This is a genomic window from Rhodococcus sp. BS-15 (assembly GCF_000813105.1).
Taxonomy (GTDB): Bacteria; Actinomycetota; Actinomycetes; order Mycobacteriales; family Mycobacteriaceae; genus Rhodococcoides.
This window is the reverse complement of the sequence record NZ_BAOX01000018.1, coordinates 1-22,283: the sequence shown is the minus strand read 5'-3', so window position 1 is coordinate 22,283 and position 22,283 is coordinate 1. Positions and strand designations below refer to the sequence as shown.

Genomic DNA, 22,283 nt, shown 5'->3' with positions numbered 1-22,283 from the left:
ACGTCAGGATGCCGGGCAGGAACCCAGAACGCGGTTCATCGCGTCTTTCTCGGCCGCAGTGACCCACAGCCGATAGGCGGCCTTCACCTCGATCTGGCGGCTCACGTACGCGCACCAGTATCCGCGGTTGGGCGGCAACCATGTCGCTGCATCGCCGTCTCCTTTCGCCGAATTGGTGGGGCCGTCGACGGGCACGAGGTTCCGCGGGTCGTTGGCCAGATCGCGGCGCTCGTCCAGGGACAGTTGCTGGGCACCCTTCTGCCACGCGTCCGAAAAAGCGCCGACATGTAATCAGTAGCTATCAGGCAGTGCCGTTAACATCATCCTGGGGCTTGTTCCGTGAGATCGGGATGCGTGGGCGGCAGTGTTATCCAAGGCAACCGAGGTACGCCGACGACACCGCCGACACGCATCGTCTGGGTGCGTCGAATCAGGCGGGGCCGGGCGTACCTTCGAGCAAACGAAGAGGAGCGAGCCGATGGCTACCGCGCAACGCGTCACTCATCCGGCAGAGCCGAGCAACCACCGGACACAGCGACGACGAAAACTAGAGCCGCCGCGACACCCATCGCTCGCCTGCGCGTCACACCGTCACCGCTTCGGTCAGCGGCATGGCGTTGACGTCCTGACCAGCAAAACTGAGACATTCAGTTGACAAAGCTGCAGATAAGACGTGATCGATCTGAACTGAACTCGAAGTCTGTTGTCCACGAACAAAATCGATGGTCGATCCGGTATACGCGTCGGTCAGAGTGCCGGAGAGGACCACGCAGTTTCTCGTGCCGGTTTTGAACACCACATTCACGAGATTCGCTGTGAGAAGGTCGTTTCGGGTATCGCAACCGTTGTGGCCACCGCTGACGCTGACGTCGTCGCTCCACGCTTGGCCGAACTCGTCGCGGCTGTACCCGGTCTTGGGTGCACGGCCTTTGACGGGCAGCGAGGCGAGCTGTGCCCCAGCTGCCTGAGCGTCTACGAGCACTGCCCTGGAGTCCGTGGGACTACTCTCCGACTGCTGTGCACCCCCGCCTGGGAGTTGGTGCTCACCTCCGCCGCCCGATATCGATTGCGTGAGAACAGTGTTCGACCCACACCCTGCGCTCGCCGCGCCCCCGATCAGCACCGCAGCCAGGGCGGCTACGAGAACGCGGCCGCGGCGTCGAGCGCGGGTCACTGTGCGACCGAATCGTCGGGGAGTTCCCATGGGGGCTCGTTCGGTGTCTGAATGACCGGCGAGTGCTCCAAGTCGGCCGAGTACAGCTGCCCGAGACCGGGCCGGCGCTTGCGGAACTTGACCGCGTTACCGGTAGCGGCCGAGCCGAACACTGCCTCGATACCGGTTCCTGACAGCAGCAGGGTGTGGGGATTTGTGGACAGCACCGCGTTGAGAATGCCCTTTCCTTTGTCCATACTGAAGGTGTTCGCCGGGGTGGACGCATATATGTGCAGTCCGAGGTCGTTCCGGTTGAGCAAGCCCTCGAGCTGATTGATTGGCCCTACAACGCCCCATTCCGCGCTGGTGAGCTGCTCGACGTTGTCGGCAACGACGAAGACTTCGGGCCCCGTGTACCAGCTACGAGTGTAAATGTCTTGGGCGCTCAGGCTTTCCGGGTCGGAAGGCAGTCTGCCCTTGATGATGTTGGCAGCCTCCTCCACGGCGGTCGATGAGGTCGCTTTGTCGGTGCCGTACCGAGCGAGATGACCTGTCCTGCGTAGGTAGTCGCGCTCGTTGAGCAATGTGTACGACGGGTCGAGTAGGTAGATGACTGCTTCGTCTGGTGTGTATTGCTGGGTGATCATCGCCATCAACCACCGGAGCATCGTGGTCTTTCCCGAACCGTGATCACCAGCGACGATCAGGTGTGGCGATCTCGAACCGACGCTGGTGTCGGGCAGGGAAACCAGGGTCACGTCCGCCGCCGAAACACCCAGAGGCATGGTGCGGCGCGCCGATGGCTCGACCTCAACCCAGCTGCGGTACATGTCGTAGACAATCCCGCTGGCCAGGACCTGCGGCACGGTCACGATCCGTTCGGCGGTCTCGCCGCCGTGTGTGCGCGCCAATTCCTCTCCGAATGCGGCAATCGCTGCGCCGTGATCGGTTTGATAGTCCCATTTGAGGTTGTTGGGATCACTAGCGTCTGCGGGCAGCACTGTCCCAACGTGGGGCAACATGACGCGGCCGTGCAGCTTGTGGCCGAGCTCGAAGATACGACCGGGCTGGTTGTTCGGCATCGTCTTGATCATTGTCTTGGTGTCGATGTCGATCGAGACAGCCGGAACCGAGGTGTCCGGGACCGAGTGGTAGAGGAACAGCCCGAAGTACGAATCGATTCTGGTCCAAATCGTTTCGGGTCCTCCGGCGGCAATGACGTGGATTCCGTATGCCCTGCCGCGATCGAGGATCCGCAGTAGACGCTGCCGACGGGAATAGTCCTCATCATCGGAGAGAAAGGTCTGAGCTCCGTCGATCACCAGGAACATATGGCCGTAGGGGTCGGAGGGGTTGGGTTCGGCTATCTGCGACTGCTGGTACGCGGTGAAGGTCGTGACCGAACGACGGCCGAATTCGGTGTCGCGGAGTTCGGCCACACGCAGGAACTCACCGAGCAGTCGATCGATCATCTCCGTCTCTTGCCGACGCGCGTACTGTCCGACGTTCGGAAACTCCCCCACCTCTTGAAGTTTCGCCCCGCAATCGATGATGTAGAAGGAAACTTCCTTGGGCCGGTAGCTCAGTGCAGCGGCCGCGACAATGGCTTCGATCGTCGTCGAGCACCCGCTTCCCGGTGCACCGAGAACACGGATGTGGGCGTTCGGTCCTTCCGGGATGATGTCGAACGGCAATTGCTGATGGCGGCGCGGATCGTCGAGCACACCGATCCTGAACTTGAGTCGGTCGGAGGACTGTGCGCGGCCGACAGTCTTGGCTGTGATCGGCGCTTTGAGGGTTGGCAACCAGAGTTGCTTCGGCGCAGGAATGTCCGTGATCTCGGCCAGACGGCCGAGCACCGCGCTTTTGATGGTCATCCCGGTCTCGACGGCGGCCTGCTCTGCTACCTCGGGTGCTGCGTGACGCCCCGTGACAGGCTGTTCGTCCGAGATCGAGGTGAACAGGCTCAGTCCGAGAGAGTGGACGTCGTCGTCGAAGTCTCCGACGGTGACTCCCCCACCTCTAGTCGTTCTGTCTTCGATGGTCCGGGGCGCGAGCGGGCGACGGTACTCCGCCCCGATGTCGAAGCCGCGGAACCGCGTCAGTTGATCGACACCTTCCGGTGGCCGGTCCTGCCGGAGGTAAGCGTCACCGGTTCCGATTGGTAGCTGAACTGCGGCCGCGCTTTTGATCACCTGCGTCGACGATGCGGAGTCCGACGCCTTGAGACTGATGCCGTAAGTCTGGTTCTTTCCGACGTTTCCGATGATCGTCTGGTCGATGTATTGGCTCGCGAGCAGGAGCTTGATTCCGAGGGACCGCCCCTTCTGACTGACGGACTCGAACACCTTCATGTACTCGCGGTTGTTCTCGATGAATTCCTTGAACTCGTCGGCGACGATCAACAGGTCCGGGAGCGCAGGCAGCTCCGGTCGGCTGATGGCCACCTTTCGATATTCGATGATGTCGGCCGCGCGAGCCGTTTCGGTGATGAGGGTTTCGCGTCGGGTGATCTCGCCCAGGATCACGTCCTTTGCGCGGGAGAGAAGCTCAGCTTCGCGCTCGAGGTTGGTGATCACAGCAAGGACGTGCGGGAGTGTCTGGAAGCCAATGAATGTCGCGCCACCCTTGAAGTCCATCAGAATGAAGTTCAGTCGCTCGGGCGAGTAGTGGGCAGCCATCGATGCCACCCAACCACCGATGAGGTGGGATTTGCCGGAACCGGTGACACCCTGAAGAGCGCCGGTGGGCCCTGTTCCGCCCTTGGCGGTCTCGGCGATATCGAGGTACAGAATCTCGCCAGTGGCCTTGCCTGCGTCATCTGTGACGTAACCCAGAGGAGCTCGCACTGCCGGCGCGGCGGCATTGCGCTCCCACTCGGCGTGGGGGTCGTATGCGTCGATGTCGTCGATTCCGAGCGCCTCGGCGAAGCTGATCGATTGCTTGGTGCGCGGTGCCACGACTCCTACGTCGGAGTTGTCGGTCCCGAACCCGAATGGCCGGTACGGGGCCATCTTGCGTGCGAAAGCAGCGAAGTCGGTCGTTGTCATGGCGTCGGCCACGGCCGCGTCGGTATCGGCGTCGATGGTGATTTTTCGGTTCTCGAGCTGCAGGGTCTCCGATGGGCCGATGGTGAGGGCGCTGCCGAGGCTTTCGGCTCGGACGATGAGGACCGTCAGACCGGCGATGCCCGACGCGGTCAATCCTGTGGGGAGGGTAAAGATGTCGTCGGGGGCGTCGATGATGACCACGACTCGCGGTGTGGTTGCCGACCTGTTGGCTCCCAGCCCGACGACGGCCGGCCCGCGATCGAGGCGCAACGCTTCGGTGGCTGCCATGAATTCTTCCATGGTGCGAAAGATGGTGCGGCCCTTGTGTGTGCTACCGGTTGCCGCACGGAGCGTGTGAGGGAGCCACTTCATCGGTGCCCAGTCCGGACCGTCGGGGTCGTCGCAGACGAGCATGAGGGCGAGTTCGTCGGGTCCGTGGTTGTAGGCGAGGGAGCTGACCATGGCGCGTGCCAGTGTAAGGGTGTCGTCGTCGTTGTCGCCGAGGATCCTGTAGAACGGTGCGCTGCCGAGGTGGTAGGCGACGGGCATGCCGGTGACGAACCTCTGTGTCCGCATGAATTTGATGTGCGTTGTGCCGGTGACGGGTTCGAGGTTCTCCACGATCTGTAGCGGATCGGCGGTGAGCTTCGGTTCGAGTTCGACTGTCCCGAGGCCGATTCGTGCGGCCATGTAGGGGTTGTACGTGAGCTGTCTCGACGTCGACTTGTCGACGGTCGAAATCCCGCCACTCTTTTCGTCGCCGATGGTCCACATCGCCGAGACGTCGTCGAGGTCGTCGTCACCGATCAATGAGGCCAGGACTTCGGGTTGCGGGAAGAACTCCCTTTGCGCGGTGAACATCAGCTCGCCCTGGTTGTGGACCTGCTTGCGCGATTCGCTCAGGTGCAGGAAGTAGCTCTTGATGGCGGCGACTTTCGATTGTCCGCCTGCAGAACTGGCCACGCCCATGAGCAGCATCGGCACCATCATCATGGGCATCATCATCATCATCGGGTTCATGTTTGCCAGGCCGCCGGATGTCACGATGATCAGTCCGACGAATCCCACCATCATCACGATCATGAACAGCGGCAATATGCGTTGCAGGATGGGGCGTTTCTCGTCGGAGTCGCGCGTGAGCACTTCGGGGAGATTGACCGTTTCGCCGTTCAACGGTTTGGTAACGGCTGGTCGTGGCGTGATCGGGATGGTGCCCATTAGTTCTCCCCTGCCGTGCTTCGGACTGTCGACGTCGATTCGGTGGTGGTCATCAGTTGATCTCGGGTGCTGGTGGAGCCGGGGCCTGCGCCATTTCCGGTGGAATGTTGGCGTGAACGACCCGCGCTGCGTCCGGTGAGAGGGTGTTGCCCTGCGGTAGTAGCTGCAGGATCGACCAGGGCACACGGTTGGGTGGGTGTGTGGGATTGAGTCCGAGGGTCTCGAGGACTCGGTTGATCGGCGCGTCGGCGGTTGCACCGATGGCGTAACGGATGCCGTTGTCGGCCACCCACCACAGTTGCCCCTCGGTGCGTGAGGACTCAGGCTGGCCGGTCGCTGAGACGAGCCACCCCTTTCCCGGTGTGGTGTAGAAGTAGTCGGCCTGCGGCGTGGTGTTGCGGGCGGGCAGGAAGGCTGTGGCGTCGGCTCTCTGGTCGGCTGTCAGGGGTACCGACGGCCCTGCGTGGAATTGTCCGTCGGCGTCAGCGTCTCCTCGGCGGCTCCAGTCGTAGCACACAGTGGAGCTGGTGTGGTCGACAGTGGGTGTTTCCCAGGGGAATTCAGAGAAGTCGAAGTCGGAACGTTGGGGCACGGACGCCATCTCGGTTGCGGTGACGTCGTCCGTTGTCGGGGCACCGCTGTTGGTCATGAGGTTGGCGACGAACGGCCCGATCTTTTCGACTCCGTTGTCGAGGATCAGCCAGTGGTCGGTTCCGTCGGGGCCGTCGGTGGTGGCAACCGATCCGACGCGCTGACGGTTGAGCGCGGTCGACACCGCGCCGTCGTTGGCGATGGTGGGGCGAGTGAACGGTGTCCGTTCAGGGATGGAGTTGATGAAGTCCTCGGTGACGGGGACCGCCTTGTCGATCTGCTCGTCGTTGATCCGCAGCGTGGTCTTGAGTGAGTATGCACTGGTGTCCACGGCCAGGCGCTTGCCCTTGTAGAGCAGCCAGATCGAAGGCGATGCCGTTGAGGCAGCGCTACCGTCCACCGGCCGAGCTGCTGAGAGCAGAAGTGCTGTGCCGTCGCCGATTCTGGTGTTGGGGGTGATGGTGTCGTCACCGGTGACGACGATGGTGCGGGCTTGTGTGCTCGAGGTCAGAGACAGTTCCGACTGTGCGTCGTATTGGGAGCAGACCGCCCACCGTGAGACGTCGTCCCCTCGGGCGATCATCGCGTCGGGTGCCGACGGAATCCCCATCAGCATTCCTCGAGGAAACTTGTCGATCTCACTGTCCTTGACGATCTTCGTGTCGGCCGGCGTACCGGCGATGAGGCGCGCCGACGCGAGGTTGGTCACGGGGTGCACGACACCGTCGGACACCACGTATCGCGATCCGGAGCTGGTGCCGAGGATTTTGGCGTCTCCGGACAGCGCAGCCGGCCGAAGCACCGACATCAGCAGTGCAGCAACGAGAATGAGGCCACCCAGCCCGAGTCCGATGGCGAAGGCCTGGCCCTGCTTCGAGAAGGGGGAGGCAAATCCACGCACATCCCGGCTGATCAAGCCCTGCTCGATACGTTGTACGAGGAGGCGGTAGCCGGAGATCTGCAGCTTGTCCGTGAGCCTGCGTGTCATCTCATTTCCCCCCGACTGTGTTCGTGGCCAGTGTCTTTCGTCATGCCGATAGCTCCCCTATGGCGCGGGCCAATGCTTGGGCGACGTCGTCGACGGTGATCGCGACGAGCTGTTCGTCAGGAAGGGACGCCAGGTCGAAGTTCACCAGCCGTAGCTCGCGGAACCGCTCGGCGGTCTCGATGATGTTGCGGGCAAAGCGCCCGTTCGCGGCAACGTCGATCAGGGAGCGACCGTTGTGCGCGGCGACGCCGGCGAGCTTGTCGGTGATCACCTTGACGATGAGATCTTCGGCGTCCGAGGTGAGGATGCTCCCTCTCAATTCCGCCTGCACCCTGGCGATCTGGCCGAGCTCCGACGGAGTGTAGGAATCGAACCTGATCCAGGTGGGGAACCTCGACTGCAGTCCCTGGTTCTGGTCCAGGAACTCCTTGAGCTCCTTCTCGTATCCGGCGATGATGACGATCAGATCGCTCCGATTGTTCTCCAACGCCACGAGAAGCTCGTCGACTACTTCCTGACCGAACATGTCCCCGCTGCTACCGCTACCGTTCGTGCTCTTGATCAGGCCATACGCCTCGTCGATGAACAGCACACCACCGGCGGCTTCTTCGATCACCTGCTTCGTCTTCGCCGAGGTGTGGCCCTGATACTCGCCGATGAAGTCCGATCGGCGGGTCTCCTTGACTGCGTCGGTGCGGGTGATACCAAGGCCGAGATAGATACGGGCGATGATCCGGGCGATCTCCGTCTTGCCCGTTCCGGGTGGGCCGGAAAAGACGAGATGGTTGGACCTTCCTTGTACCGACTTGCCGCGGCGCGCCAACTCTGCGCTGAACGCCACGCTCGCGCGCAACCCTTTGACCTGCTCCTTGACGTCGATCATGCCGATCTTCTGGTCGAGCGCGGCGTCGGCTGCAGCGAGGATGGCCGCGCGATCGGAGCTGGCGGCAGCTTGGCGTTCGGTTTCCAGAGAAGGCTCGGTAGATCGATCCCAGTAGCTGGTCCGCCGTGTGATCATCGCCTCGCTGGTGATCGTCATGGTGAGGTTCGGGTTGGCGGCGGTATCGATCAGCTCTCGGGAGCTGGCCATGGCCAAGCCCTTGGAGAAGCAGGTTTGGGCGTCTGTTTCACGTCCAGCGGCACGTTCGAGAAGGCCCAGGACGCGCCACATCTCGGCGCTGATTTGCGGAAAGTTGCCCGCGTGGGGGTGTGAAAGGCCCTGGTTGAGAAGGGATGTGGCTGCCTGAGGGTCGCCGAGATGCGCCCAACCGGTTCCCGCGATCAGATACGAGGCCAGGATCAGCATGACGTTGAGCTGGAAGGTGCCTCTGTCGTCGGCAACGGGTTTGTCGTCGACGTCCAAGTACGGAGCTTGCCGAAACCGCCCGGCAGCGCTGATCGCGTCGTTCCATCGCGCCGTCTGATAGAACATCAGGGCTTCGACCAGGTCGGCCCCTTCGGTACGGGTCGTGTGGGGGATGTAGTCCAGAATCGCTTTGGCCCGGTCGTAGTCGCCTTTTCGGGCGACCGCCCACCCTGCGTAGGCGTAGACGTCAGCCGGAGTGGTGACCTTGACTTCCAATCCCCACATGAGTTCCCGGTACTGCAGAAGATCGGGGTACGACGGCTTCATCTTTTGTTCGACCGAGAGGACACCCCAGGTGTCGATGTGCTCGAGGAAAACCAGGAGATCCTCGTCGGTCACTGCATAGTTGTTATCGACCCCTTTCGCCACGGCTATCGCGCGGTAGAGGTCGACTTGGGGCGGCGAGATCTTCGACAGGGTGTATTCGAACCGTTGCAGGCCCGCTTTGGGCCTCTTGTTGACCAGGACGTCGACCATGCCCAGGTAATAGTTCTCACGGATTTGCTTCTCGTCCATCGGTGATCCTTGTCGTTCTCAGGCTTCGTGGCCGGTGATTTGAAGGTGGGAAAGCGCGAAACTGTCGCTGCCTGCGGCAGGTGACAGAGCGAAGGGCAGATCCGACTCGACTTGCTCTGATTTCGGTGTCACGGTCTGCATGACGGTCAGCGAGACAGTTTGCGTTGCAACGGCGTTGACTTTCAAGGTTGCGCCGGTTCTGGCGGGGACGATGTCTTGGACCAATTCGGTGTCGTCGTTGAAGGTCCAGAGCAGTTTGGAAGGCAATCGGTGTTCGGTCCACCGGTCGACGCCGGATGCTTCGACATAGTTGAATCCCGGCACCAGTGACACTTCGGTGATGACGACGGGCCGACGGAAGGTGAGGGTGAGGATGGCTCCGTCGATTCCTTGCGCGCGGACGCAGATCCATGCGTCTTTCGGATCGGCGCTCAACGCCAGTTCGGGTCGGGACGAGCCGGAGGGGCATTCGGCCGCCACGGATGTCGGTTGTAGGACGCCGTCTGTCGCTTGGGGGTTGACCGGCGCGGGTGTTTCGGCCTGTTCGACCACTGCTGCCGGTCCGCTCGTCGCCGTGCTTTCTGCACTGTCCTCCCCGCTGAACATCCGGACAGTTGTGAGGAAAACAGCGAGGACGACGAGACCGATCAGGATCTTGACGCGTGTGTCCCTCGTCCGGTACCACCCCACTGCGGACTTCGCTTTGTCCGCAGTGGAGGCCAATGCTGATCCGGTGTTGTTCTTCGGTGTGTCGGTGGGGCTATTCGGCGGCTCGTGAGGAGTCGCGGTTTCTGTCGAGGGTATTGGCGTCACCGGTGTTGGAGTTGCCGCATTTGCGCCCTGATAATCCTGTTCTGGTACGACCGGATAGGAGTCGTCCGATACGGGTATCCGCGGGCTTTCTACGGCGTCCTGGCTTCGGCGGTTATCGCGGTCGCTCCACGTTCTATCCGGGTCGCCGTAGATCTCGTCACTACGTGTCCACAGGTCCAGGACGTCGGAAGAGATGTCCAACCGGGGCATTCCGCGGTCGGGTGTGCCGGCGTTGACTGTAGAGCCAGTGTCGTGTGGGGCCCGGTCGACCGGTTGCTCGTCGTCTCGAGTGGGTTCCACGTCGTTGAAACTGGGGATGAACTGGCCAGTAACCGCGTCGTCGTCACGCTCATCCGATCCGTCGTCGTCGATGGTGGGCCGGGCGACCGCAGGTCCCGATATTCCGTACGGTGCCGGTCCCCCTGTGCGTCCGCCACTGTTGCGCGGACTTGCGTTGCCCTCGGGCACGGGATCGACAGGAGCGAAACTGGTTGGTCGTTGAGCGGTAGAGGCATCGAAACGATCGATCATCGAGTCGACGTTCATTTCGGTTATCGGGGTACTATCCAACTCCGCGAAGAGACTCTTGAGATCACTGGTGTTACGAGACGTCCCATCGCCCGGACTATCCGGTCGCTGCATGCAGTGCCCCTTCCACGAAAACCCCTGTGATAGTAGCATAGAGACATGCGGAAACCGGCTCGATACATCAGCAACTTGCCTCGTTACATAACGGCCTTCATCTTCGACGAAAGCCGGTTTCTGAAGAGCCTTAAAATGTCTGTGATAACCACCTATATAACTGCCTTCGTGGTGCTTTTGTTGCTGGTTTTCCTCGTGTTTCGTCCTGCTCCGCCTGTTCCCAACACCACTGAAGACTTCAACCGGATCAGCCGGGTGCAGTTCTTCGCTCAGAACTACTTGACGCTGTGGTTGACGGGGACTGCGTCCGATGGTGCCGCTGTAAAGCAGATGCTCGGGAACGAACAGGCTGCGCCGAGCGAGTGGAACACCGAGCCCGTCGAGGTTTCCGATCTGAACGTGGCGCGGTTGGAGTCGAACAGCGCAGGGCCGGATACTCAATGGGTCGTAACGATCGGAGCTACGCTCGTCCGCCCCGGCACCGGAACCCCGCAGCGGAACTACTTCGCGGTCACCGTCATGGATCACGATGGCTCGTTGGCTGCGCTGACCCTCCCCCGCGTGGTGAACAATTCGCGACCGCAGATCACCGTCGACTCCGCGTACACCGGCCAGATTCCGACGAGCTCGACGCTCGGTACCACCGTGGCGAACTTCGCCTCCGCCTTCTACACGTCGCAGTCCGGTGCACTGGGGCGCTTCGTCTCGAGCAACTTCACGGCCGAACCGATTGTCAACTCCCCGTACACGACGACCAACGTGGTGCGCATCGACTCCCGAAGCCAGGTCGACGTCCAGAACGCTGCAGAAGGGACGGCAGTCGACCTCCTTGTCACCGTCAAGGCGTCGACGTCGGTCACCACGTTCACCACCCTGCAGGTGCCCCTGAATGTCCACGCGATCGACAACGGGCAGTGGGTGGTCGACGCGATCAGCGACCTGACCTACTTTTCGACCGTTCGACAGGGAAAGTAGCCGTTCACCAACCAATCCTCATAGCAGAGGACGACCTGCAGCATCCGGCGTCCAGGTAAGGGCTAAGCCATCAGCCCTTACCTCCCCTCAAAGAAATCGGTCACGGCGGCCACCGGTGAAGTCCAGTTTCGCGTGCTCGAGCAGCCTGCGATGGAGGCGGTCCGAGGTTGCCGTGACCGCCCTGACCCGGACAGCCAGCCGCACGATTGTCGGGGTCATCGCGACGCCGATGCACCCGAAGGCCCATGTCGGCACCTCCTGGCACCATGCAAACCACGGACACAACCTAGCGGTACGACTAGCCCTCTGCAGAGTTGGTGCCGACGCAAACGGAACAAGGGGAAACGCGATGCTCATCACCGCCGGACTAGTGATCATTCTCGCCGCTGCCGTCGCCAGTCTCACATTCCGCACAAGGGGAAAGACCACCCCAGCGAACTGGGCGCTCGTGGTGATGATCGCGGGCAGCATCGTCACCATCGCAGGCTTGTGGATCCAGCTCGACGACCCCAACAACGCAGTTCACTGGATCCTCAAAGTCGGCAGCACCGCATCAGTTGCCATCATCGCCGCTGCGGGCCTCGGCACAGTACGGCGCACCCGCCGGACCGCACTCCTCGATACCCAACGAAACAACTCCGACGGCGTCGCACCAGGAGAACCCTCATAACCATCACCATCTGAGCGCGTCCACTGCGAACAACCCGACGATCGGTGCGCGTTGCCGTTGGTCCTGCGCATCATCGGTGTGGTGTGCAGGACCAACGCACGGCTACCTGGGCGGTGTCAGAAGTGCCGACCCCAGCAGGTCACGTCACCGGCGGGGTTGCGGTTCACGGTCTCCAGAAATAGGCGTGCCGTTTCCTCAGGCGTCTTGCCCAGAAGAAACGGGATGTCCTCTAGTTGAAGGGCAGCCCAGACCGTGAATCCAGAATTACCGGGGACCTTGTGCTCCTGGCAGCTGAGTTCCCAGTTGCTCGCACCGTTCTTGACGACCTCGCCGGACAGAATCGACCTCTCGGTCATAAGCGCCGGCGGCGGGTCAGGTCAGCGGTTGCTGCCGTCGCCGTCTCGTTCCTCCGCCGCATGCTTGGCCGCGGTGCGCCTGGTGTAGCCGACGAGCGCTCGGGCCACCACGTCAGTCAGCGTCTCTCCGTTGGTCACCGCCGCATCCATTGCTGCGTCGTAGACGGCGTCTTCGACGCGGAAGTTCCGGTTCCGGGTTTCCACTGCGCGTTTGGTCACGGTGCGCCTGGTGTAGCCGACGAGCGCTCGGTCCACCACATCAGTCAGCGTCTCTCCATTGGACACCGCCGCATCCATTGCTGCGTCGTAGACGGCGTCTGAAATGCGGAAGTTCCGCCTCCGGGTCTTGGGCTTGTTCGGCACGATCGCCAGGCTATCGGGTGTACTTCCGTTCACGACGCATCGCCGAAATCGATCGTTCGACCTGCAAGGCGAGTCCGAAGCGACATAGCCAGGTACTTCTCGCTGAGGTCCACCCCGACGAATTTCCGTCCGTTCCGTGCAGCCGCAAGACCCAGTTGTGCCGATTCCGGAAGACGGGTCGAGGACAGTCCCGGCTGGCTTGCAACCGGCTTGGACGCAACGATCCGCCACTGCAACGGGCATCACCGCGAAATGCACATCGGGAAACGGCTGCGTCGGGATGGACCAGACATCTCGCGCGTTGGTGCCCTTCACACGCAGAGGATCGGGGTCGTACCAGTACTTCTCGGACTTCGTGAACAGAAAGATGTACTCGTGGACTCGTGTCGGGCGATCGCGCACCGATTCCGGCTGCGCGTTCGGCTTGTCCCAGATGATGTCACTGCGTAGATACCATCCGTCTTCCTGCAGCGCGAGGGCCAGACGCCATGGAATGCCGATCAGGTTCTTTTTGGGGTAGTGCTGGGCTTCGACTGCGTCGACGCTGAGCGGACTTCATCATTTGCGCTGCGTCATGTTTGCGGCCGTTGAATTGGGAGTTTCGACCGCGGGTGTGCGAGGGCCGACTGGCGTAGGTGTCGCCGATGTTCAACCACAGCGTTCCATCGGCGGTCAGGACTCTGTCGAGGAGTTCGCAGAACACCGCTCGCAGCACTTCGATGTATTCCTCCGGAGTATCTTCCAGTCCGTATTGCCCGTCTTCGCCGTAGTCGCGCTGATCGTAGTAGGGCGGTGACGTGACGATGCAGTCGACAGATCCGGGGCGCATCGAGCGGGCCGCATCGAGTGCGTCACCGTGATAGAGCGTTACCGTGTCGTCCTCGAAGTACATCGCCACCATGCTCGAAGCCTACCCCGGTGTACTTACGATCGTAAGTACACCGCGCACTTGACGTGAACCGTCTGCGCCCGCTCGGAGTGTGCCCTTCGGCCAGTGTGATCACGTGCGCGCATTGGCCCGTCACGCGTCAACGATCCTGCGGACCGGAACCTTCGACCGCGGCGCGGTGCGCCCGAGGTTGGTGGATCGCGCACGGGGCGACCCGTCGACAAGCAGAGCAGGACGGCGGCGCTCCAACGGGCCGCGCCAGCGGGGCGTCACGCCGCAGAGGTTCGCGGTTGGCGGTTCGCACCGCCGCGGATGTCAACGACAGCGATAGCTCGATCGGGAGTGGTGCCGGTGCCAGCTTCGGTGCCCGTACCTGCGCGCGCAGCTTGTCTCCGGATCTGACGAGCAGTCCCCATCCTGCAGGGAGTTCACCTTGCTTGACGATCGTGGAATCCGGAACAACCAGCCACCAGTAGTTCATGTAGCGCGTGAACGATTCGGCCTTGGCGGGGTTTCGCAGCTCGGAAAGCCAGTCGGCTCGAGACACTTTGACTTCGTGCCCGTGCAATGCCAGTCCGCTGCTTAGGTATTTGTCGACGGCGATGAAGTCGGCGATGCGCTTACTGTCGTTGCCCATGTTCGACCCGACGTGTTCGGCTCTAATCCATCGGTCGGATGTTGAGCCTCTACGTATCTCGGTGTATCGGTCGAGCAGCAAGTCCAACATCGCGCGTTCGTCGGCCGCGCCCGCCTTTGCAGCGGTAGTCAGAGCCTGCGGTGCTTCGCTGCGAGTGTCTCGATCGCCGAGCGGTCGTCGCTTCTGTACGAAGGTGTTCATACTGCATGCCCCAGTTCGGCCATGGCTTCTTCCATTGCCCCACCGTAGGCGCAGAGAGGTGTCCCCGCAACGCCCGGTGTACTTACCAGCGTAAGTACACCGCCCCTGCGTTCGCCTGCGCGCGCAGGGCATGTCACGCCTTGATTCGGGCGCATCGTGACGTACCGACCGCTGCCGGCCGGATTGTCGGCCGCGCGTTGCGTGGTCGCGAGTTTCGCCGACACTGCTCTCCCCTGTTGCACACGTCGCGGATCGGCGCGCCACGATGCGTGGGCATGAAGCTCGAAACGTGAGGGCGACATCGTCCCGCGTGTTGTCGCGACCACCGTCAGGACGACGTTGCGTTCCGCCGGCCGGTGTTGCGCGCGTTGGCGACCTGGCGTGCGATCAGCAATTTGGACGCATCTGCGACTGCGCGTGCGGGCAGTGCGCATCCCGATTTTGCGTTCGCATCAGTGTGCGCGCACTTCGGCCCGGCGGTTGCACCCGAAGCGGTTCCTGCCGGGGAGGCGGCGGGCGACCGGCATCCGATTGACCACTGTCGACTTCCAGTGACGGCCAAGGGTGAAACTGGACTGCAACTGGGTAGATGGAAGAGGGGCTTCGACCACCAACTCGAGTGGGTTTTCGGGTGGGGAATGCGGCAGAAGTGTCGGCGTGAGGCCAGGGGGGTCTCGCGGGGTTTCTAGCGGGGGCAAGGGAGCCGAGTTCTTGGGGGCGGGCTGAGGCAGAAAAGGGGGTTGGGTGGGTGCAGGCCCAGGTCGCAGTGCGTAGGCTTCCCGCGAGCCGGGCCGCGTCCACGTCATAACAAAGGGGGTCCTGGAGGTATTGGTGGAGTGGGATAGCCGCTGGTCTGGGCGCACGCTCAGAGGCCGCGACAGAGGGGCTCCTGGAGGGCGTCTCGGAGAGCACTGCTCGGGCCAGTCGGGGGGGAGGGTTCGTCTGGGCCTTTGGAGGGCTCACACTGAGGGGGCGCGTTGCGCACGGGGCGGCCGTCCAGCGCTAGTACCGCTCAGCCTCCAACGCATTCACTCAGCGCTTAACTTTACGCCACTTCCAAATAGTGTAAAGATTGCAGGTAGGCTGGGCGGAAGAACGGAACGCCGCATTGCACCTCTGCCATGTCGGTCGAATTTCCAGATCAAGAAGGCGGACATCGAATGCCCTTGAACTCTCGCAATTCATTGCACGACACGCCTGCACTCTCGCAAGCAGCTGCCGTCGTGCCGGGGCCACGCAGGGTGGTCGGCGTCCCCTCAGCGATTATCGACGCGGCGATGAGATCGAGTGGGACTCCGGTTGGCAGACCGAACGTCGACGCACCGCTGGTCGCCAAGTACTGCGCCCACGCTGTACGCATCCGTGCTCTCGACACCAACGCGGACCTACCATCGCCCGTGGTCGGGCAGTTCGCATCCGACGAGTTCTACAACGCGATCTCGGAGCCGGCCGATTCCGATCGACGCTTCGCTACTGGACGAGCGCTTCTGCGGATCGCGGACACCTGCGTGGATCCGACTGTCGGACTGTGCGGACGGTGGCTGCTGGCGGACGAGGAGACCTCGCTTGTTGCCGCCGAGCGTCTCGCGCGTGCCTTGCAGATGGTCGCGCGGAACTGGAGCCGGTACGTCGCCCTGGGTTGGTGGTCAATCCATGGGCTGGCGGTTCTCGACGCTCTCCTCGGTGACGAAGGCCCTCCAGCGGCGGGTCGTCCGACGCCTTCACAGCAGCAACGGGGCCTACAATTTGGGGATGCGTGCAAGACGCTGCTCTCGACACGGTCCTGGAGTAAATCGAGCTTGGCGAACCACGTCGGCGTCTCTCGACCAACACTCGACGCCTGGCTCACCCGTGCGTCGTGACGCCCCACCCTGCACGGTGAGTTCTGGGCCAGCGGAGGCAAACAGATCGGGGCTGTGACGCGGCCGTCGGCAACTGAGAAGAGCATGTTCCGCTGCCCGGCTCCGGCTCCGGCTCCGGGCCCGCCCAACCAGGGCAGGGGTGTCTCCGCTGGGTTAGCTCGTCGCTCGAATGTGTCCTGACAGCGGGTACGACAATGCGAGGCTTCGCCGGTGCGGTTCGCGCCGGAGGAGCCCCGAAACCGTTTTCATGCGGGACGGTGCAGTTGGGTGCGTCATATCGCGTCGGGCGGTAGGCAGGTCGGCCGGCACCTACACTTCGCGCGCTTCCGATCGGCCTCACCCCTAGGCTTGCTCGCCCGCGCGGCCGCCGGTTAGTTACGCCCTGCCCCAGTAGGGTCGCCCCTGTTCGTCTGCGACTTCGAGACCGCCACGTTGGGGAGTGGCACGCTCGGTGACACGGTGTGGCCCGGCTACGAAGGGTCGAAGTGACGGCGCACATCGGCGGACTCAGCCCACGTTCGGCGGACAGACGCCTGGCCTGTGATCGCCCCCGGCTCGAGATAGCTGACGGTCCCCGCACCATCCTTCCTGGTTCCGGTTCAGCCGCATGAAGGCGAACTCGGTCGGGTCCTTCTTGCGCGTCAGGGAATGTTGACTCGGCGAGCGCGCTGCATGTCTGGTGTGAGAGTGGTCGGCGTCTTGTCGACCCGACCACAACCATCGGGGACGCGGCTGCGACCTTCGCGGACCTGTGGCGAGTGGGACACTCGTTGTTGTCGGATGATGAAGATCGCGGGTTGCGGCCAGCGTGGTGGTTGACCGGTCGCGGCAAAGTGTTCGGCCACTGCGCGCAGGGTCGGACCGATCCATCGCCGCGCGCCGGCGGTCTCGATCCGTCGGCTTGGCTACTTCCGTGTGGCCACCGGGGCACGGCATGGCGTTGGCGTCGGCACGTTGGGTGCGCTCGTCTTGCTTTGCGTGGCGGGTGTCAGCGACCGGATTCTGGTGTCGAGATCTTCGACGCGAGAATCGATTCGACGGTCCCGACGGTGATCGCCTGTGCGTTCGTGAACTGCTCGCGCATCTCGTCGGTCAGCTCGATGCGCTTCTCGACTTGGAGCCGTCCCAGATTGCCGGTGTGGTCAGCGAGGTCGACGGTTCCGTCGGTGAGGTAGGTCCACGAGTCCGTGTGCGCTGCGATCGGCCACAGGGAGTGCTCTGATGCGATCCGCATGGCGTGTCTGCGGGCGCGGGCGCGGGCGTTGGCAATGATCGCCCACCTCCACACAGGTTGATGGTGGTGCTGTTTGTACTTGCTCGACCAGTTCTCCGCGTGACGCATGCGTCCGATGTAACCGTTGTAGATTCCGGCGATGATCTCACGGGCAGCGGCGTCCTGGGATTCGATCGCCTCGGCGCGCGCGAGACGGAGTTTCTTCGCCCAGGCTTCGAGAATCCGGCCTTCGTGCGGATAGACGAAGGCCTCGCTGATCGGGAGGTCGATCAGGTCCAGTCCTCCCCCACCGTCGGGTACCGGGCTCGTCAGCGTCGTCAGCGATTCCGTCGTGATCCAAGCCGTGTACCGCTTGTCGAAGTCTCGTTGCATGGGTGGGATCACCACGGGCAGGCGCGGGTCGGCATTGACCTCGGACGGTGCGGGGATCTCGACGTGCCAGAGCGCGAACGGCATCTTGTCGCGGCGCAGCACCGCGTCCAGTGCGGTGCCGGCGAGGTGTGCCGGGTCGCCCCACCCGAGGCTGATAGTTCCGGCAGACGCGAGGTATGACGCACGCTGGTCGACGACGATTGCAGTGGTTGCGTTCGCGATCTCGTCCGGGGCCGGTCTGCGTGACCACAGCAAAGGAATCTCGCTTCGAGGTCGTCGCCCACCAGAGTCGGCAGGGGTGTGGGGTCGGTGACGAAGGCAGGGGACTTCTGGGCGGATCGGGAGCTGTCGGAGAGTTTCTCGGCGGCCTTGCGACGCGGTCGGAAGATCGAATCGACCATGTTCGCTCCGATTCCGGCGCCGGTGAGGGCGGGCAAGGTGCCGAGGGATGTAATGGACCAACGGATTCGGCGCGCGAGCTCGGTGGTCAGTTCGGCTTCGGCCACGGGCAATGCCGATGGCCCGCCTTCACTTCCGAGAATTCCGAGTTGCGGTTTCACGCTCAGTGTCCACATGTACGGCTCGATGAAGACGTCGACGCGGAACGGGCGATTCCCGCCGTCGTTGTACTGCAGCGGGATCAACGGGCCTGTCGCCACTTCGTCGAGCGGGATGTCTGCGGGTACGCGCAGTCGCCACCCTGTTCCGAAATTGTCGAATCCGTCGGCAAGGGTGGTGACGATTCGTTGGGTCAGCATCTTCTTGCCGACAGCGGCCATCTCGACGTGGTCAGCAGTGTTCGCGAGGGCGTCGAGCACCGCGGGGTCGTCGTAGTCGAGGTTCCATCCGAGGACGTCGCACGCGACGAAACCGGCAATCCAGATTTGCGGGGTGACTGCCATCGGCACCAGCATCTCTTTCGTGCGCAGCCAGTCGAGAAGGGTCTGGAACTTCGCGACGCTGGTGACTGGGCCGCGGGTGATGGTGTTGCCGTCGAGGTCGTAGACACCGACGCTGTTGATGATCAGAGCATGGTGTCGACTTCCAGGTTTGACGATGGTCATTGGTGCCATGCTCCTCTGCGAAATTGACGGTTGGGGAACCTGCGATCGGTGCTCGCTCGAAGCGGAATTGGACTGGAATCGGTACGCCCGAACGTTGCCTCCGCGGCGCGACCCACGTGAGCGTTTACGGCACCTTCTGATGGCCGTCGTGGGGACTTGTACGGGTCCAGTAGGCCTGTTTAGGCGCGGACTGGGCTCAAGTGCCGGAGAGGGCTACTGAACCCGCACAGCGGTTGTCGATAGGAGTTCTGCGCCGTCGCGAGTGTCTACAGTTTCTTCAGCGTGGCGATGAGAGTTCGGAAGTCGTCGTCGGAAAGGTAGTCGCGCATTGCCTGGGCGAGGTCCGTAGGGCCGATGACGAGCTTTCTCAACGAGCGGACCACCTTCTGAGCGGGGTCGGCGTCGTCGGGGTCCTTCGGCTTGGGCATTTCCTTGTTCTCCTGCTTCTTGTTTGCCTTGTCAGCGAGGTCGTCTTGTGCGGTCCGCCACGCAGCGACTTGTTCTTCGAGAGGCACCTGGGCCAATGAACGCGCTTGCCGGATGGCTAGGTCGCCGGCACGTAGAGCCTCCTGCAGCTCAGGTGCAAGTTTGAGCAATGCGCGCCGTTGGGACACCCACCCTTCGTGCGCCCGAGCTTCTCTGCGGCCTTGTCGGCGCTCCCGAACTCAGCCACGAGCCCTTCGACCGCTTTGGCTTCCTCGAGTACATCGAAATCACGCCTGTCGATGTTCTCGCTAGTGGCAGCCCAGAGCAGCTCGCCGCGGCTTGAGGCGACGTTGTCGCGCAGGACGACGTCGAGTCCGTCCCTGCCGTATTTGTTAGCGGCCGCGAGCCGCCGATTTCCGTTGACGACTACGTACTTGGCATCGCCAAGCTGGCTTTCGTCTTCCGGCCATATCTTGAGGAATGCCCCTCGGCTGATGGCTAGGCCGGGCTGCAGTTGCTTGTCGGCAATAGACGACAAGTCAGTCAGGTCACCGAGCTGGGTGCGCGGGTTCCGCGGATTCGAAACCAACATTTCCAAAGGAACGTTGGGAAGGAACTGTCCGTCACCTGATCCGGTGGTGTGCGGCTGTTGTCGAGCTGCCGGGTCCTTGCGATCCACAGACGACTTGTCGCCCACTGCGTCGACGAGCGAAGCAAAGTTCGCGCGTCCTCCTCGTGCTGCCATTAGTTGACTCCGTCCGATAGTTCGACGCTGAGCTTCCAGAAGTCCTCGCGGGCTTGCAGGGCCGTCCGATTGGGTTCGTATTCTGTGACAACGCGTCCGTCGGCTGCGGCTCGTGCGTGCACTTTGTACCGCCGGACAACCGTCTTGGCCACGGGCCAGCCATTCGCTGCGATGAACTCGCGAGTCTGGTCGAGGTCGATCTTTCCGTCGCGTGGGTCCCAGTTGTTGATGACCACGATGTACTTCTTGCCCAGCGGCTCAAGCAACTTCTTGATTGTCCGGGCGGTCGGATCGAAGCTGAGAGGCTCCGTCGTGATCGGGACGATCACGAAGTCACTGACGTCGAGGACGGCACGCAGGGCGTCGGCAGATGTTCCGGTGCCGAGTAGGTCTCCCCCAGCCTCGTCGCTGTCTTTGTCCCTCAGATCGAACCAACCAGGTGTGTCCACGTATACGTGCTTGATACCTGGCAACTTGTCGAGGTTCCTGAGTACTTCGACATTGTCGAGGATCTGATCGACCATGAACGGCAGTTCGTCGACACGGTCAGCCCACCAAAGCGCAGAACCCTGTGGGTCAACGGAGATGGCGGCGACAGGTGAGTCGACATCGCCATCCATCCCATCCGTCAACGCTGCAGCCTTGACGGCAGCCAGGTTCATTGTGAGAGTGGACTTACCAACGCCGCCCTTTTGATTGACGAGAGCAACTACAGACACTTCTATACCTCCGTGTGCTTCGCTCCAGTAGGAGCTACTTCGGATGACCACCGCCCCATCCCCTGCGGAGCCGGTGAATTGCGAACAAGTCGTACCACTTCCCATGAGTCGCGGGGTGATTCGCCCGTTCGCGTAGTAATGATAATACACCACAAGGTGTGGTTTGGGGAACAACACAGACGCGTTTTGTGACAACTTTCTCTGAATCCGTCGCCGTCCGCGGATGGTTCATGGTTCGCGGTTCCAACTGCATCTGACATCAGTAGCCGAACACACACCTCGTTTACCGCGGTAAACCTACCTTCCGGGAGGCCGCGTCTCTCTAGCGTTCGAGCCAGGCGGGCCACGCGCGGGACGGCTCCGGGACAGAAATTTCGTCGACAGACCAGTCATCTACGCCTAAAGGATCATGCCAGCTCATTACGTCACTGTGACGCCAGTCGATCTCGGGCGTACCAGCTCGCGTCTTGCTACGAGGAGGCCCATCAGTACATGGGGACGAGCCGAGGCATCAATGCCATAGACACTGTTCGACCAGAGGCCCCTCCCCCACTGTTGGCCGCCGCACCCACCACACCATCATCTAACCCTCCGGCAAATTTTCATTCGGCCGATCCTAGAGTCCCCACCAGCGGACGCGAGCATCTCTTGGACTCAAGCCAATAGCCTTGGATCTCAGGGCCCCTCTCGTCAACTAGTCCACATTTCACAGTCGACGATCTAGTCTGACTTGACTGCATAAATGGCGCAGACGTGCACCGTTCAACTCGACGCCAGCGCAATCCCGCCGTCCCGAGATTCCATCTCCATTGCGACCCAGATCTTGGCCCCGACTATATATCTCTCGCACTCCCACTGACGGAGGGGCTGCAAATGGTGGCGATCCTTCCGTCCGGCGCGCCCAATTGCACGCGAAGTGGTAGAAGCGGCCAAGGGCCGTCTATCGCCTGTGGTTTACCGCGGTAAACCACAGAAGAAGCATCACCCCTCCCCCGATGGGTGGCCATACCGAACATCCCAGAGCGCCATCGCCACGACGTGATCGCGCCTGTGCGGCGACTCGGCCACCCGATGCACGAAAGCCGCAGACGCATGGCCTAAGCCGGGTGTCAAGATCCACCCGAGAACCTATCGCATCGGCGCGCTTGGTCGATCGAGGAACCTGCTCACGAGAGTGAGCAGTGCGAGCTGAGACCGAGCATCGCAGCCTCCGCGTGCCCATAGCGGAGGGTGCAGCCATCCACAGATGACGCACATCTCGACTGAGGAACGCGACGCCTGGCCCGAGCGGGGGCAGCCCTGAAAACGATCGGGGCCGATACCGCACCACCGAGAAGCAGCATATTCGCGCTTCCGCGCGGGAACGCATTCCAACAATCGGACGCAAGGCGGGCTCGGTTCAGGCAGTCAGACACATCTGCGTACCCGCGGTT

General features: G+C 62.4%; 16 protein-coding genes and 2 pseudogenes. 3 read left to right on the top strand and 15 right to left on the bottom strand.

The genetic code is table 11. The annotated features are described in order from the left end of the window. Positions 1–3: 3 nt before the first annotated feature. From RHBS_RS04315 to RHBS_RS04290, 6 genes and pseudogenes are all read right to left on the bottom strand, one after another. Positions 4–288 (bottom strand): annotated as a pseudogene (locus RHBS_RS04315) (HNH endonuclease family protein); the annotation flags it as partial. Positions 289–583: 295 nt separating this feature from the next. Then, entirely contained in the window at positions 584–982 is a 399-nt protein-coding gene (locus tag RHBS_RS04310) for a hypothetical protein (protein ID WP_187298362.1), read from the bottom strand. Positions 983–1,170: 188 nt separating this feature from the next. Next, complete coding sequence (locus tag RHBS_RS04305) at positions 1,171–5,421, bottom strand: FtsK/SpoIIIE domain-containing protein (RefSeq protein WP_128644918.1); 4,251 nt, start codon at positions 5,419–5,421, stop codon at positions 1,171–1,173. Between the two features lie 52 nt (positions 5,422–5,473). Further along, positions 5,474–7,000 carry a type VII secretion protein EccB gene (gene eccB, locus RHBS_RS04300; protein WP_128644917.1) on the bottom strand — a complete coding sequence of 509 codons (1,527 nt, stop codon included), beginning with the start codon at positions 6,998–7,000 and terminating at the stop codon, positions 5,474–5,476. A 40-nt stretch (positions 7,001–7,040) separates the two neighbouring features. Then, on the bottom strand, positions 7,041–8,882 hold the full coding sequence (locus RHBS_RS04295) for an AAA family ATPase (RefSeq protein ID WP_128644916.1): 1,842 nt from the start codon (positions 8,880–8,882) through the stop codon (positions 7,041–7,043). Between the two features lie 18 nt (positions 8,883–8,900). Then, a complete protein-coding gene (locus tag RHBS_RS04290; RefSeq protein ID WP_145977471.1) occupies positions 8,901–10,226 on the bottom strand; it encodes a hypothetical protein in 1,326 nt (441 codons plus the stop codon). Positions 10,227–10,472: 246 nt separating this feature from the next. Here RHBS_RS04290 and RHBS_RS04285 point away from each other — a divergent pair, with 246 nt between their 5' ends. Then, positions 10,473–11,312 (top strand): conjugal transfer protein, encoded by an 840-nt coding sequence (locus tag RHBS_RS04285; RefSeq protein WP_187298361.1) that lies wholly within the window; start codon positions 10,473–10,475, stop codon positions 11,310–11,312. Between the two features lie 349 nt (positions 11,313–11,661). After that, on the top strand, positions 11,662–11,982 hold the full coding sequence (locus RHBS_RS04280) for a hypothetical protein (RefSeq protein WP_128644913.1): 321 nt from the start codon (positions 11,662–11,664) through the stop codon (positions 11,980–11,982). A gap of 116 nt (positions 11,983–12,098) precedes the next feature. Here the strand turns inward: RHBS_RS04280 and RHBS_RS04275 are convergent, their stop codons facing one another. The 4 genes and pseudogenes from RHBS_RS04275 to RHBS_RS04260 all read right to left on the bottom strand — a co-directional run bounded on the left by RHBS_RS04275 (position 12,099) and on the right by RHBS_RS04260 (position 14,428). Beyond that, the gene (locus tag RHBS_RS04275) at positions 12,099–12,338 is read right to left on the bottom strand and encodes a hypothetical protein (RefSeq protein WP_128644912.1); all 240 of its coding nucleotides are present in this window, start codon (positions 12,336–12,338) and stop codon (positions 12,099–12,101) included. A gap of 21 nt (positions 12,339–12,359) precedes the next feature. Beyond that, positions 12,360–12,734: a hypothetical protein gene (locus tag RHBS_RS04270; protein WP_236745344.1), complete on the bottom strand. Its 375-nt coding sequence runs from the start codon at positions 12,732–12,734 to the stop codon at positions 12,360–12,362. After that, positions 12,731–13,602, bottom strand: a pseudogene (locus RHBS_RS31740) (site-specific DNA-methyltransferase). The gene RHBS_RS04270 and the pseudogene RHBS_RS31740 overlap by 4 nt, the downstream one beginning before the upstream one ends. A 127-nt stretch (positions 13,603–13,729) precedes the next feature. After that, positions 13,730–14,428, bottom strand: a complete 699-nt coding sequence (locus tag RHBS_RS04260; RefSeq protein WP_128644910.1) for a hypothetical protein — start codon at positions 14,426–14,428, stop codon at positions 13,730–13,732. 1,277 nt (positions 14,429–15,705) lie between these two features. On the opposite strand from RHBS_RS04260, the gene RHBS_RS04255 reads away from it, so the two are divergent. Then, complete coding sequence (locus RHBS_RS04255; RefSeq protein ID WP_128644909.1) at positions 15,706–16,290, top strand: hypothetical protein; 585 nt, start codon at positions 15,706–15,708, stop codon at positions 16,288–16,290. 988 nt (positions 16,291–17,278) lie between these two features. On the opposite strand, the gene RHBS_RS04250 is transcribed toward RHBS_RS04255, so the two are convergent. The 5 genes from RHBS_RS04250 to RHBS_RS04235 form a co-directional block, all read right to left on the bottom strand. Next, positions 17,279–17,998 (bottom strand): hypothetical protein, encoded by a 720-nt coding sequence (locus RHBS_RS04250; protein WP_128644908.1) that lies wholly within the window; start codon positions 17,996–17,998, stop codon positions 17,279–17,281. Continuing rightward, positions 17,905–18,960, bottom strand: a complete 1,056-nt coding sequence (locus RHBS_RS04245; protein WP_128644907.1) for a hypothetical protein — start codon at positions 18,958–18,960, stop codon at positions 17,905–17,907. The genes RHBS_RS04250 and RHBS_RS04245 overlap by 94 nt, the downstream gene beginning before the upstream one ends. Positions 18,961–19,226: 266 nt before the next feature. Continuing rightward, positions 19,227–19,475, bottom strand: coding sequence for a hypothetical protein (locus RHBS_RS31735; RefSeq protein ID WP_306303510.1), 249 nt, complete (start codon positions 19,473–19,475; stop codon positions 19,227–19,229). 29 nt (positions 19,476–19,504) lie between these two features. Next, positions 19,505–20,131: a hypothetical protein gene (locus RHBS_RS04240; protein ID WP_306303509.1), complete on the bottom strand. Its 627-nt coding sequence runs from the start codon at positions 20,129–20,131 to the stop codon at positions 19,505–19,507. Further along, positions 20,131–20,850, bottom strand: coding sequence for a ParA family protein (locus tag RHBS_RS04235; RefSeq protein ID WP_187298359.1), 720 nt, complete (start codon positions 20,848–20,850; stop codon positions 20,131–20,133). Before RHBS_RS04235 ends, RHBS_RS04240 begins: the two co-directional genes overlap by 1 nt. Positions 20,851–22,283: the final 1,433 nt, after the last annotated feature.